This is a genomic window from Testudinibacter crocodili (assembly GCF_006228025.1).
Lineage (GTDB): Bacteria > Pseudomonadota > Gammaproteobacteria > Enterobacterales > Pasteurellaceae > Chelonobacter.
This window is the reverse complement of the sequence record NZ_VDHF01000144.1, coordinates 1-13,220: the sequence shown is the minus strand read 5'-3', so window position 1 is coordinate 13,220 and position 13,220 is coordinate 1. Positions and strand designations below refer to the sequence as shown.

The 13,220-nt window shown below is 46.4% G+C and carries 8 protein-coding genes; 3 read left to right on the top strand and 5 right to left on the bottom strand.

Annotated elements, in window-relative coordinates:
- The first annotated feature begins 214 nt into the window (after positions 1-214).
- The 3 genes from ydiJ to hemH are packed head-to-tail and all read left to right on the top strand — an operon-like array spanning position 215 to position 4,748.
- Positions 215-3,292 (top strand): D-2-hydroxyglutarate dehydrogenase YdiJ, encoded by a 3,078-nt coding sequence (gene ydiJ / locus FHQ23_RS11895; RefSeq protein ID WP_139614509.1) that lies wholly within the window; start codon positions 215-217, stop codon positions 3,290-3,292.
- Between the two features lie 30 nt (positions 3,293-3,322).
- The gene (locus tag FHQ23_RS11890) at positions 3,323-3,778 is read left to right on the top strand and encodes a PaaI family thioesterase (protein ID WP_139614508.1); all 456 of its coding nucleotides are present in this window, start codon (positions 3,323-3,325) and stop codon (positions 3,776-3,778) included.
- Entirely contained in the window at positions 3,765-4,748 is a 984-nt protein-coding gene (gene hemH, locus FHQ23_RS11885) for a ferrochelatase (protein WP_139614507.1), read from the top strand. Before FHQ23_RS11890 ends, hemH begins: the two co-directional genes overlap by 14 nt.
- Here the strand turns inward: hemH and tilS are convergent.
- The 5 genes from tilS to FHQ23_RS11860 all read right to left on the bottom strand — a co-directional run bounded on the left by tilS (position 4,745) and on the right by FHQ23_RS11860 (position 13,050).
- Entirely contained in the window at positions 4,745-6,052 is a 1,308-nt protein-coding gene (tilS, locus tag FHQ23_RS11880) for a tRNA lysidine(34) synthetase TilS (RefSeq protein ID WP_267963713.1), read from the bottom strand. The two genes, hemH and tilS, sit on opposite strands and share 4 nt — an antisense overlap.
- 93 nt (positions 6,053-6,145) lie before the next feature.
- Positions 6,146-7,009 carry a pyridoxal kinase PdxY gene (gene pdxY, locus FHQ23_RS11875; protein WP_139614505.1) on the bottom strand — a complete coding sequence of 288 codons (864 nt, stop codon included), beginning with the start codon at positions 7,007-7,009 and terminating at the stop codon, positions 6,146-6,148.
- A gap of 120 nt (positions 7,010-7,129) precedes the next feature.
- The gene (gene accA, locus FHQ23_RS11870; protein WP_139614504.1) at positions 7,130-8,083 is read right to left on the bottom strand and encodes an acetyl-CoA carboxylase carboxyl transferase subunit alpha; all 954 of its coding nucleotides are present in this window, start codon (positions 8,081-8,083) and stop codon (positions 7,130-7,132) included.
- 109 nt (positions 8,084-8,192) lie between these two features.
- Positions 8,193-11,666: a DNA polymerase III subunit alpha gene (dnaE, locus tag FHQ23_RS11865; protein ID WP_139614510.1), complete on the bottom strand. Its 3,474-nt coding sequence runs from the start codon at positions 11,664-11,666 to the stop codon at positions 8,193-8,195.
- Positions 11,667-11,697: 31 nt separating this feature from the next.
- Entirely contained in the window at positions 11,698-13,050 is a 1,353-nt protein-coding gene (locus tag FHQ23_RS11860; RefSeq protein ID WP_139614503.1) for a cation:proton antiporter, read from the bottom strand.
- Between the last annotated feature and the right edge of the window lie 170 nt (positions 13,051-13,220).

Here is a 13,220-nt window from a genome sequence, read left to right as displayed (position 1 = left end):
ACCTAATTAGATTAATAATCTCAAATTTAGAGTAATTTTTAATCAAATTTACTAAAAAACAAACAATTTCGTTACATCAATAACATTTTTTTGGGCAATTCAATTGATTAATTTTTTATATTTTTGCCTTTTTTCTCCCCTTTTTCAGATTTTAATTATGCTATATTAATACAAACTTAATTGCTTAATGATTACTTAAACTCGGATACCAATCATGATACCCCGCTTGCACACCGTTCCTCGCTTAAATGATAGCACAGCAAACTATCTGGCCGCTCTGCGCCAACAAAACTTCGAAGGTGATATCGAGTCCAGTTATTCAGCACGTTTAAGTCTTGCGACGGATAACAGCGTCTATCAGCAGTTGCCGCAAGCCATTTTGTTTCCCAAAAGCGTAGCCGATATCGTGCGTTTAACCAAATTGGCACAACAAGATGAATTTTCAGCGCTAACATTTACCCCGCGTGGTGGTGGTACCGGCACCAACGGACAAGCACTGAATAACAATATTATTGTTGATCTTTCACGCCATATGAATCAAATTCTGGAATTTAATCCAGAACAACGCTGGGTGCGGGTGCAATCTGGTGTGGTAAAAGATCAGTTAAATCAATATCTGCAACCATTCGGACTGTTTTTTGCGCCGGAACTTTCCACCAGCAATCGCGCGACCATTGGTGGAATGATCAATACCGATGCCTCCGGGCAAGGCTCGTTGCAATACGGCAAAACCTCAGATCACGTTCTTGCATTAAAATCTGTCTTGGTTGACGGTCAAATATTAGAAACCGATGGCTTTGCAAGTACGGCACTGGAACAAGATAGCCTGCCACTGCCACTGCCAAAGCCAATGCGCCAACTGCACCAGCAAGTTTATCAACGTTGCAAACAAAACCGCAGCACTATTCTAAATGAGATACCGCAGCTCAACCGTTTCTTAACCGGTTATGATTTAAAAAACGTCTTTAACGATGATCTCAGCCGTTTTAATCTGAGTCGTATTTTGACCGGATCGGAAGGTTCGCTGGCATTTATTTGCGAAGCAAAACTTAACTTATTGCCCATTCCGAAATACCGCACTTTAATCAATATTAAATATAATACCTTTGATGCGGCGTTGCGTAATGCGCCATTGATGCTGCAAGCCAACGCACTGTCGGTCGAAACCGTCGATTCCAGCGTACTCAATCTGGCAAAACAAGATATCATCTGGCATTCAGTCAGCGAGCTATTGAGTGAAAATGCCGATAACCCGATTCTGGGTTTAAATATCGTTGAATTCGCCGGAAACCTAGAAAAAGCCGTTGAAAAACGGGTCAGCGCCCTATGTCAGATTTTGGACGAGCGAATTCGTACCCAACAAGACGGTATCATCGGCTATCAAATTTGCAGTGATCTCCCTTCCATTTTGAAAATTTATGCCATGCGAAAAAAAGCGGTCGGTTTGCTTGGCAACAGCAAAGGCGCGGCTAAACCGATTCCTTTTGTTGAAGACACCTGCGTGCCACCACAACATTTGGCTGATTACATCAGCGAATTCCGCGACTTACTTGATCAACATGGCTTACAATATGGCATGTTCGGTCATGTCGATACTGGCGTTTTGCATGTCCGCCCGGCATTGGATTTATGCGATCCGCAACAAGTTAAACTGTTCAAAACTATTTCCGATCAGGTGGTAGAGCTGACGGCTAAATACGGCGGCTTGATTTGGGGTGAACACGGTAAAGGTATGCGTTCCGGTTACGGCGAACGTTTTTTTGGCGAAAAATTGTGGCAAGAACTGCGCTATATCAAGCAGTTATTTGATCCAAACAACCGCCTGAATCCGGGAAAAATTTGTACCCCGTTAGGCTGTGAAACCGCACTTTATCCGATCACCGCCCAAATGCGTGCCGATTTCGACCGCCAGATTCCGCTGCGCCTACGTGAAGAGTATCAAGGCGCACTCAACTGCAACGGCAATGGACTGTGTTTCAATTTTGATGTGCACAGCACCATGTGTCCGTCCATGAAAGTCAGCGCCGACCGCACTTTTTCGCCAAAAGGACGCGCGGCATTGGTGCGTGAATGGCTGCGTTTGTTAAGCGAACAACAGATTAGCCCGGAGCAGTTGGATTTTCGCCAAGCACAGCCGGTCAAATTGCGTGATTTTGTTGCCAAAGTACACAATACCTGGCGTAAAAAACAGGGCGAATATGATTTTTCTCACGAAGTCAAAACGGCAATGGATACTTGTTTGGCATGCAAAGCCTGCGCCAGCCAATGCCCGATTAAAATCGATGTGCCGAGTTTCCGCGCACAATTCAACCATTTTTATCACGCTCGCTATTTGCGCCCGTTGAAAGATTATGTGGTCGCCAATGTGGAATATGCTGCGCCACTGATGGCAAAAGCACCTCGCTTTTTTAATTTTTTTACCACCGCCAAACTCAGTGGCTATCTGGCAGAAAAAGCCATCGGCATGGTCGATTTGCCCAGCCTCAGTTCGCCATCATTGCAACAACAATTGGTCGAAATCGGTTATCAGGGCTACTCATTGGAGCAGTTGGAAAGACTGTCCACTGCCGAAAAAGCGAAGATGTTGTTGATCGTACAAGACCCATTCACCTCGTATTACGATGCCAAAGTGGTGGCCGATTTTATTCAGCTCAGCCAAAAATTGGGTTTCAAACCGGTGCTGTTGCCGTTTAAGCCAAATGGAAAAGCACAACATATCAAAGGCTTTTTGCAGCGTTTTGCCAAAACCGCACGTATGCAGGCGGAATTTTTAAGCCGTTTAAACAAACTCAATCTGCCGCTGGTTGGAGTTGACCCGGCAATTGTGTTGTCCTATCGCGAGGAGTATCCACAAGTGCTGCAACAACAAAATGATTTCCATGTGTTGACTGCCCACGAATGGCTAGTGCAACAGCTTGATTCAAGCCAACTCGACTGTGCGATTGCAACCAAAAACAGCGAAAACCGCACTTGGTATCTGTTTCCGCATTGCACCGAAGCCACTGCCATGCCAAATAGTCCGAAGCAGTGGCAACACATTTTTACTCGTTTTGGACAAACGCTAGTCAGCGAAACCGTCGGCTGTTGCGGCATGGCAGGTACATTCGGTCACGAAAGCCAACATTTGACCATGTCGCAAGAGATTTATCAGCTCTCTTGGCAACAAAAACTGACAAAATACGATGCAAAATTCTGCTTGGCGACCGGCTACTCTTGCCGCAGCCAAGTGAAGCGAATGGAGGGCTGGCAGCCGCAACATCCGTTACAAGCGCTGCTATCACTATTAAATTAATAGGCAATAAAACACTCGGAATCATACAATATGTGGAAAAAAACGTTATCATTACAACAGCTAGACCAATTTTGTCAGCAAAGTGCGGTCAGCCATTTGGGCATCCGTTTCAGCGCACAAGGGGAAAACTGGCTGGAAGCGCAACTGACAGTCGATGAACGCAGCTGCCAGCCGATGGGCTATTTGCACGGCGGTGTTTCTGCGCTGTTAGCGGAAACGGTTGCTTCGCTTGCCGGATTTTGTTGTGTGGATGACAATTTTTTGGTGGTCGGCACCGAAATCAATGCCAGCCATCTGCGTCCAGTGAAAAAAGGCAACACCGTCACCGCTAGAGCCACCCCCGCCAGATTGGGGCGCAGCACGCAGGTGTGGCAAATTGATCTGCGTGATGAACAACAGCAACTATGCTGTAGCGCACGCTTAAACTTGGCTGTAGTCAATAAACAGACCCTAATACAAAAAGGAAAAGATCATAATGAAAAATAAAATCGGGGTGCTACTGGTCAATCTAGGCACGCCGTCAGCCCCTACCACAGCAGCAGTCAAACATTATCTGAAACAATTTTTGTCTGATCCAAGAGTCATTGATCTACCTCGCCTACAATGGTCAGTGATTTTAAATGCCTTCATTTTACCTAGACGTGCGCCGCGAGTTGCCAAGCTGTATCAAGCGATCTGGACCGAACAAGGTTCACCGTTGCTGGCGATTGGACGTGAACAGGTGCAAAAGCTACAGCACTATTTTACCGCACGCCAGCCGAACTTGATTATTGAACTGGCGATGACCTACGGCGAGCCGTCAATGCAAAGTGCGGTCGACCGCTTAATTGCACAACAAGTGCAAAAAATTATCGTGCTGCCGCTCTACCCGCAATACAGCAGCACCACCACTGCCAGTGTATTTGATGCGTTTGCCCACGCATTAAAATCCCACCGAGCGATGCCTGAAATTGCCTTTATTCATCATTACCATCAACATCCGTTATATATCCAAGCCTTGGCAAACAGCATTCGCCCTAAATTGCAATCGGATGAACTACTGATTTTCTCATTTCATGGTATCCCAGAACGTTATCAGCAAGAGGGGGATTGCTATGCCGAGCATTGCCACCAAACCGCACTTTTAGTGGCGAATACATTGGAATTAACGCCAAGCCAATGGCAAGTGACTTTCCAGTCACGCTTCGGCAAAGAGCCATGGCTGCAACCCTATACCGATGAAACCTTGCAACAACTGGCACAAAACGGGCAAAAAGCGCTGGCAATAGTCTGCCCTGGCTTTGCGGTAGACTGTTTAGAAACCATAGAAGAAATTGAAGAAGAAAATCGCGAAATTTTTCTAGATAACGGCGGCGAACGCTACCAATATATTCCGGCACTGAATGCCAGCGATGAACATATTGAGCTGTTAGCAACGCTGATCGAAGCGCAGCTGCCTTCTGACCACACCGCTTAGACCGTCGAGAATACGCCCAAGGCAGCAATCAACTTGTCGGCATAAAACAGCAACGGCGTGCGCTGCCGTTGCCACGGCGGAATGCCATACTGCTGCCAGATTTTTTTGATATCGGTATTGGGACGATTTGCTGCCAACCGCACTTTGCCCGAATAAGCAAAGCGGATTTGAATCAGTTGGTTCGCAGCTGGTTTTGCCACACAGTAGCGGCGCTGCTGCCCCGCCTGTTGCCAAAGCACACATAGCTGTTCCGCTTGCCGCTGAAAAACCAGCGTTCCCAAATTATCCGGCAGCGCAATCGGCTGATCAAAATGCGGAGTGATCACACAATCAGTGATATCCTGATAAATAGCCGTAAGATACAGTCGCTGTTGATAGCGGCGAATCACACTATCCGCCAACTGCAATTGCGGCTGTTTGTCGGTTTGAGCCAACACCACATTTTCAATCAACTGGGTAAGTTGCGACTGCGACGGTATCATCAATGCACTTTCTTCCAGCCAAAGGCGCAATAAAAACTGTTGTTTATATCGAGAATAATCAACAAAGCCGTTCAGATCAAAAGTGTGGTCAGCAGCCCGATAGTGTTGTTGAAACAGTGGTAATAACAGCTCTTCTAGCAACTGCTGTTGTTCAAAACAGTGTTGTGCCGAACGCTGTAAGGTGCTGTCGATTTGCGCCCAGCGTTGGCGTAATGCCGGCAGAATTTGATGACGCAAAAAATTGCGATCATAGCGGTTATCCTGATTGCTTTCATCTTCAATCCAGTGTAGCTGTTGCTGTTGTACATATTGCTGCAATTGCATTCTAGACATCGCCAACAACGGGCGAAAAATCGGCATTTGCCACAATACAGACCGCACTTGCATAGCGGCTAACCCCTTCACGCCGCTGCCACGTTTTAACGCCAGCAACAAGGTTTCGCTTTGATCATTCAAATGATGGGCGGTAACCAACAGTTCATCAGCTTGCAGATGCTGTTTAAACATCTGATAGCGAGCATTTCGCGCCGCTTGTTCAAGGTTACTGTTCTCCGCCAACCGCACTTTTTCGATGAGCAGTGGAATTTGTAGTTGTGCGCATTGTTGCTGACAATGCTGCACCCAATGATCGGCATTCGGGCTTAAGCCGTGATGAACATGAATCGCGCGTAGCTGGATCTGTGGCTGTTGTGATTTCAGTCGAGCGAAAAGCGATAAAAGTGCGGTCGAATCCAACCCACCGCTATACGCCAACAAAAAAGAAGCTTGTGTCAGCCGATGCTGCTGCAAAGTGCGGTGTAATTGAGAAAGAAGATCAAGCATAAGCACCGCCTTTGCAGAAATCATTGCGGATTAAAAGAATAAAAACAATGGGCGGATTGCCACCCTGAAAAATTGAGACGCTAATTTGAGAAACTAAGCAATTTTCACCGCTTTATACTGACTTTGCGGCTGCATAATCAGCTGGCGTGCTGCGACGATTTGTAATTCGTATTTGCCACATTGTTGGGTCACGCTCATCACATCGTTTACCGCATTAGCCGTGTGTTCAAACGCCTCTACGTCCGATTTGCCGTTTAACAAATTTGCCAAAAATACGCCGCTGGTCAAATCGCCAACCCCGACCGGATCACGACCGACAAATTCGTGCAGCGGACGACTGATATGCCAAATTCCATCTTGAGTTGCCAACACCATTTCTAACTGGCTGGCATCTTTACCGACTTTGCTCAAGTGCTTCACCAACACTTTTTTCACCCCTTTTGCCAACAGAAATTTAATCGCTTCGATTGCCTGTTCAAAATTTTCAACGGTTAAACCGGTTAATTCACGCAATTCAACCAAGTTGGGTGCCAATAAATCAGCCGCCGGCAACGCGTGTTCCACCAAAAATTCCGCCACACCCGGCGCAACAATACAGCCCTTGTCAGGATGCCCCATCACCGGATCGCAAAAATACAACGCATTCGGATTCAACGCTTTAATCCGTTTGACCGTATTTAAAATTTCCTGCCCCTGCTCCGCTGCCCCAATATAACCGGAGAGTACCGCATCACACTCGTGCAGCGCATCAATTTCAGCAATGCCTTGAGTGATTTCAGCGATTTGCTCTTTCGGAATCACCATTCCTTTCCATTTTTGATATTGGGTGTGGTTGGAAAATTGCACCGTGTTTAACGGCCAAACATCAATGCCCAATAATTGCATCGGCAACACTGCCGCTTTATTGCCAGCATAACCGTATACCACATGGGATTGAATAGATAAAACGTTTTTCATTGGATAACCTTTGGTAAGTAAAGAGAAAAGATAAATAGGGTTTATGGATAACGAGGATAGGCTGGCTTATCATTGTAGGGGGATTAATCCCCCTACTTTTTTATCAGAAAATGACCGGAGTTAACAATACCCGTAACCCATTAGTCGCTGATAGCGGCGATCTAATAATGATTGTTGATCTAATACTTCCAGATCACATAAGTCACTTAACAGCCGTTGTTTTAATTTCTCTGCCATTAATGGTACATCACGATGGGCGCCGCCTAACGGTTCGTCAATAATATTGTCGATCAGTTTCAGTTCCAGCAAGCGTTTTGCCGTAATCCCCATCGCTTCTGCAGCGAGTGGCGCTTTGTCGGCGCTCTTCCACAAAATAGAGGCACAGCCTTCCGGTGAAATGACAGAATATGTGCTGTATTGCAGCATATTGACTTTATCACCAACGCCAATTGCCAACGCCCCACCGGATCCGCCTTCGCCGATCACGGTGCAGATCACCGGCACTTTCAACATCGACATTTCACGCAAATTACGAGCGATTGCTTCCGATTGCCCACGCTCTTCGGCGCCCACACCCGGATACGCCCCCGGTGTGTCGATAAAGGTGATGATCGGCATGTTGAAACGCTCGGCAAGTTGCATTAAACGCAGCGCTTTGCGGTAACCTTCCGGTGCCGGCATACCAAAATTGCGCTTGACTTTTTCTTTTACCGTACGCCCTTTCTGGTGTCCGATAATCATCACCGGTTTGCCTTCCAAACGAGCAATACCGCCGACAATCGCCTTGTCATCGGCAAATGCACGATCACCGGCAAGCTCTTCAAAATCCGTAAAAATCTGTTGGATGTAATCCAGCGTATAAGGACGCTGTGGGTGGCGTGCCATTTTGGACACCTGCCACGGATCGAGGTTGGCAAAGGTTTTCTTGGTCAACTCTTGGCTTTTTTTACGCAAGCGTTTGATTTCATCATCCAGATTGATTTTGTCATCCTGTTGAGTAACAGTGCGCAGCGACTCAATCTTTGCTTCCAGCTCGGCAATCGGTAGTTCAAAATCTAAAAATTCATGATTCATGCGTATTCCTGATTCGTCAATAAAAATATTTTAATTTTACTCGCTCGGTATTTTAAGCTATTTCTGCGCTGATGGCTAAATTTTATTTTCCTAAGCTAATTATATTTGGCTATTCAAATTCCAATTCAACCTGGTTTTCGCCCAGCATTTCAGTGAGTTGGTCGAGCAAATCATCGTGTGGCTGCACCCGCCACTGTGTGCCTAGTCTCAGCAACGCTCTGCCTTGCGGGCTTTGATAATAAATATGCAGCGGCATAACACCGCCGCTATACGGACTGATAATTTCTTTAAAACGGCGTACAAAGTGCGGTGTAATTTGCTCTTGTGTCAGGCAAATCGCCAAACTTTTGGCGTAACGGCTACGGGCTTGATCCAGTGGCAGCAACTCACGCACATTCATTTTCAACCCTTGGGTGAAATCATCATGGCTGACCTGCCCACTGATGATCACAATTTGGTCTTTCTCCAAATATTCGCCGTAGTTTTGTAAAGCATCACTAAATAGAGTGGCATCTAAGCGCCCAGAGCGGTCATCTAGCGTGATAATGCCTAAACGGTTACCTTTTTTGGTGACGGCGATCCGTGAATTCACAATCAAACCACACGCTGTGCTGATTTGCCCACGGCGATTTGGCTGGAGTTCATTAATACGATGTGAGCTGTAATGTGACAGCTCTTTTAAATAACGGCTGATCGGGTGGCTGCTTAGATACAGCCCCAAGGTTTCACGCTCACCGTCCAAAATGGTTTTTTCCGACCATTTTGGGGTGTTGGCATAAGCTGTTTCGACCGCTTCCGGTGCAGCAGTCAGCACACCGAACATATCCGCTTGCCCCATCGCTTCATCTTTGGCGTGTTGATCAGAGGCTTTCAGCGCATCCTGTAAATTTTTAGCCAATGCCGCACGGTGCGGCCCTAATTTGTCAAACGCACCGGACAAAATCAAACTGTCAAAAGTGCGGCGGTTAATTTTTTTCAAATCGACTCGCGCGCACAAATCAAACAGATCTTTAAAGCGACCGCCTTGTTCACGGGCTTCAATGATTGCCGTGATCGGGCCTTCTCCCACCCCTTTAATCGCGCCAATACCGTAAACAATTTCGCCTTTTTCATTAACACTGAAACGGTGGTTGCCGTTATTAATATCCGGCGGTGTTACGGTCAATCCCATCCGCAGGCATTCATCATAAAGCCCAACAATTTTATCGGTATTGTCCATCTCAGAAGTCATCACCGCTGCCATAAACTCCGCCGGATAATGCGCTTTCAGCCATAAGGTTTGATAAGACACCAACGCATACGCCGCCGAGTGGGATTTGTTGAAACCGTAACCGGCAAATTTTTCCACCAAGTCGAAAATCTTCATCGACAGATCGCCGTCAACATTATTATTGATCGATCCCTCTTTAAAAACCGAGCGTTGTTTTGCCATCTCCTCCGGCTGTTTTTTACCCATCGCGCGACGCAATAAATCTGCACCGCCCAGAGTATAGCCGGCAAGCACCTGTGCAATTTGCATTACTTGCTCTTGATACAAAATAATGCCGTAGGTCGGTTCTAAAATCGGCTTGAGTGATTGGTGCTGATATTCGGCATCGGGATAAGAGATCTCCTCATCGCCGTGTTTACGTCGGATAAAGTTGTCCACCATGCCCGATTGTAACGGACCGGGACGGAATAGCGCCACCAAGGCGATAATATCCTCAAAGCAGTCCGGTTTCAGGCGCTTGATCAAATCTTTCATACCGCGCGATTCCAACTGGAATACCGCCGTGGTTTCGGCTTTCAGCAACACGTCGAAAGCTTTCTGGTCATCCAGCGGAATGCGATCAATATCGATCGGGGCTTTGCCCTCTTTCTGCAAACGGGGATTGATCATATCAACTGCCCATTTGATGATGGTTAAGGTACGCAAGCCCAAAAAGTCAAATTTGACTAAACCGGCATATTCCACATCATTTTTATCGAAATGAGTAACCGGATGCAGCCCTTCCGGATCGCAATACAGCGGCGAGAAATCGGTGATTAAGGTCGGGGAAATCACCACACCACCGGCGTGTTTTCCGGCATTACGGGTCACGCCTTCCAGCTTACGCGCCATATCGATCAGCGCTTTCACCTCTTCATCACTGTTATAAATCTGGTCTAACATCGGCTCTTCGGCAAACGCTTTTGCCAAGGTCATGCCTGGTGTTGGAGGAATCAGTTTGGCGATTCGGTCGACAAAACCGTAAGGGTGGCTCAACGCTCGCCCGACATCGCGGATAACCGCTTTTGCCGCCATCGTTCCAAAGGTGATAATCTGCGAAACCGCACCACGTCCATACATTTCGGCAACGTGCTCAATCACCCGATCGCGCCCGTCCATGCAGAAATCCACGTCGAAATCCGGCATCGAAACCCGTTCAGGATTAAGAAAACGTTCAAACAGCAGGTCAAATGCCAACGGATCTAAGTCGGTGATTTTGAGAGCATAAGCCACCAATGAACCGGCGCCGGAGCCTCGTCCCGGTCCGACCGGAATATCGTTGTCTTTCGACCATTGGATAAACTCCATCACAATCAAGAAGTAGCCTGGAAAGCCCATCTGATTGATCACATCCAGCTCTATTTTTAACCGTTCGTCATATTCGGCACGCCGCTGCAACCGCACTTCAGGATCGGGAAACAGCGTCAGCAACCGCTGCTCCAACCCCTCTTCAGCGCGTTTGACCAAATAATTTTCAGTGCTTAGTTCACCGGTCGGAAATTGTGGTAAAAAATATTCGCCCAAGTTAATCTTGACGTTACAACGTTGAGCAATCAGTAAGGTATTTTCAATGGCGGTTGGAATATCCGCAAACAGTTCACACATCTCCTGTTCCGAACGGAAATATTGTTGTTCACTGTATAATTGCGGACGTTTCGGATCGTCTAAGGTAAAACTGTCATGAATGGCTACCCGAATTTCATGCGCTTCAAAATCTTCTGCTGTTAAAAAGCAGACTTCATTGGTGGCAACCACCGGCAGATCCATCTCTTGCGCTAAGGCTATCGCCGCTTGGATGTAATTTTCCTCATCCGCACGTCCGGTTCGGGTCAGACTTAAGTAGTAGTGATCAGGAAAATATTGCTGATAAAACGCAAGTGCGGTTTTGGCATTATCGAGTTGCTGTTTCAGCAGGTATTTACCCACATCACCATTGCGCCCACCGGAGAGAATAATCACACCTTCACGGTGTTCCACCAACCACGCTTGATCGATAGTTGGCTTTTCCATGTAGCCACGCTGGTAGGCTTGGGAAATCAGCAGGGTAATATTTTTATAGCCCAGATTATTTTTTGCCAGCAACGTTAACGCAAAAGGTTCACTTTCGGGTTCGCGCTGCACAAGCACATCAACCCCGATAATCGGCTTAACCCCATTGGACAACGCTTCTCCATAAAAACGCACCAAGCCACAAAAATTACTGAAATCGGTCAATGCCATTGCCACCATTTGCTCAGCAGCACAAGCTTTGATCAGCGGTTTAACTTTCGCTAAACCGTCAATCATCGAAAAATCGCTGTGCACCTGCAAGTGGACAAAACGTGGCGGTGTCAAATTTTCACTGATATTTTGCTCTGACATAACGTTATTTAGACAAATAGGCGTTTAGATCATCGTTTTTGCGTGCCTTAGTTTCTGCGGTCGGGCGCAAGTAATCCTCTTTGTTAGGGTCTACTTTTTTGGCTTGCTGAATCATTTTTTCAATTGTCAAGCCTTGCACCAGAATCGAGAACATCACCACCGCATAGGTCATCACCAAAATCACATCACGTACATCTAACTGCGTTTCGCCAATCATCGCCGTTTGCGCCGGAATCGACAACGCCATTGCAAGCGCCAAACCACCACGCAAACCACCCCATGTCATAATTTTCAAGGTGTAAGGATTGTAGGTTCTAAAACGGCTTAGTGCCACATAAGGAACCCACAGGCTAAGATAACGTGCCGCCAGACAGATTGGAATTGCCAACAACATCAGCAAGAAGCTCTGCCAAGAGATATTAATCAGCAGCAATGCCAAACCGATCAACAAGAATAACAACGAGTTCAGGAAGTGATCGATCATCTCCCAAAAATGATCCAAATAGCGCTGGCTCTGTTCTGAAAAACCTTTATTACGCGTCCAGTTGCCGATCATAATCCCAGCAACCACCATAGCCAATGCACCGGAAACCCCCATTGCATTGGCCAAAATAAAGCCGGCGGTTGGAATGGTTAATGTCAACAGAATCTCCATGCTACCGTCATCGGTGGCGGAGATCAGCCAATGTGCGACCAAACCGAGAATAAAACCGAAAATAATACCGCCAATGGCTTCGTGCATAAACAGTTCAAAAATACCACCGAAAGTAGGTTCAGCTCCACCAAATGCCACGGTAAAAATGGTCACGAAAATGACTAAACCAACCCCATCATTGAACAGTGACTCCCCTTCCACTTGCATTGACAAGCGTTTCGGTGCACGCAAATTTTTGATGATCGCCAGCACCGCAATCGGGTCGGTCGGTGAGATCAACGCACCAAACAGCACACAATAGATAAAGCTGATCGGTAACCCGATCAACAATGCAGCAAAGTAGATGAACCCACCGATGATAAAAGTGGATGCCAAGGTAGAGAAAAGGGCAAAAATCGTGATTTCCCATTTCTGGTCTTTTAAAATCGGTAATTTAATCCCCAATGCACCGGCAAAGAGCAGGAATCCTAAAATCCCATTTAATAAAAAACTTTTAAAATCAATTTGTTGCATAACTCCAGTGGCAATATTTTCAATACTAAACCAACCGAGCTTTCCGCTCACCAGAAGAATCAACGACCCCACCATCGCTGCTGCGCTGATCGCAATAGTGGACTGGATCCGATCACTGATTTTACTGGTGATAAAGCCGATTAAAATAGAGAGTGCAGAGAGAAAGCAAATGTAGGTATAAATACCCATAGCAGAAAACCTCAGGCAGATAAGAATAGCAAGAACTAAATATGCAGATTAAAACAATTCGGTGATCAGTTGTAAAGTGATATATTAGGGTCTGTTGATCTTTGTTTATAATTTGAGCTATAGACACTTTTTCGCCACTATTTTCGCTAATAATAAGGCAAAAGTTGTGA

Bases quoted from the DNA above. Each gene is read 5' to 3' on its own strand.
- ydiJ (WP_139614509.1), top strand. From the start codon at position 215: ATGATACCCCGCTTGCACACCGTTCCTCGCTTAAATGATAGCACAGCA.
- FHQ23_RS11890 (WP_139614508.1), top strand. From the start codon at position 3,323: ATGTGGAAAAAAACGTTATCATTACAACAGCTAGACCAATTTTGTCAG.
- tilS (WP_267963713.1), bottom strand. From the start codon at position 6,052: ATGCTTGATCTTCTTTCTCAATTACACCGCACTTTGCAGCAGCATCGG.
- pdxY (WP_139614505.1), bottom strand. From the start codon at position 7,009: ATGAAAAACGTTTTATCTATTCAATCCCATGTGGTATACGGTTATGCT.
- accA (WP_139614504.1), bottom strand. From the start codon at position 8,083: ATGAATCATGAATTTTTAGATTTTGAACTACCGATTGCCGAGCTGGAA.
- FHQ23_RS11860 (WP_139614503.1), bottom strand. From the start codon at position 13,050: ATGGGTATTTATACCTACATTTGCTTTCTCTCTGCACTCTCTATTTTA.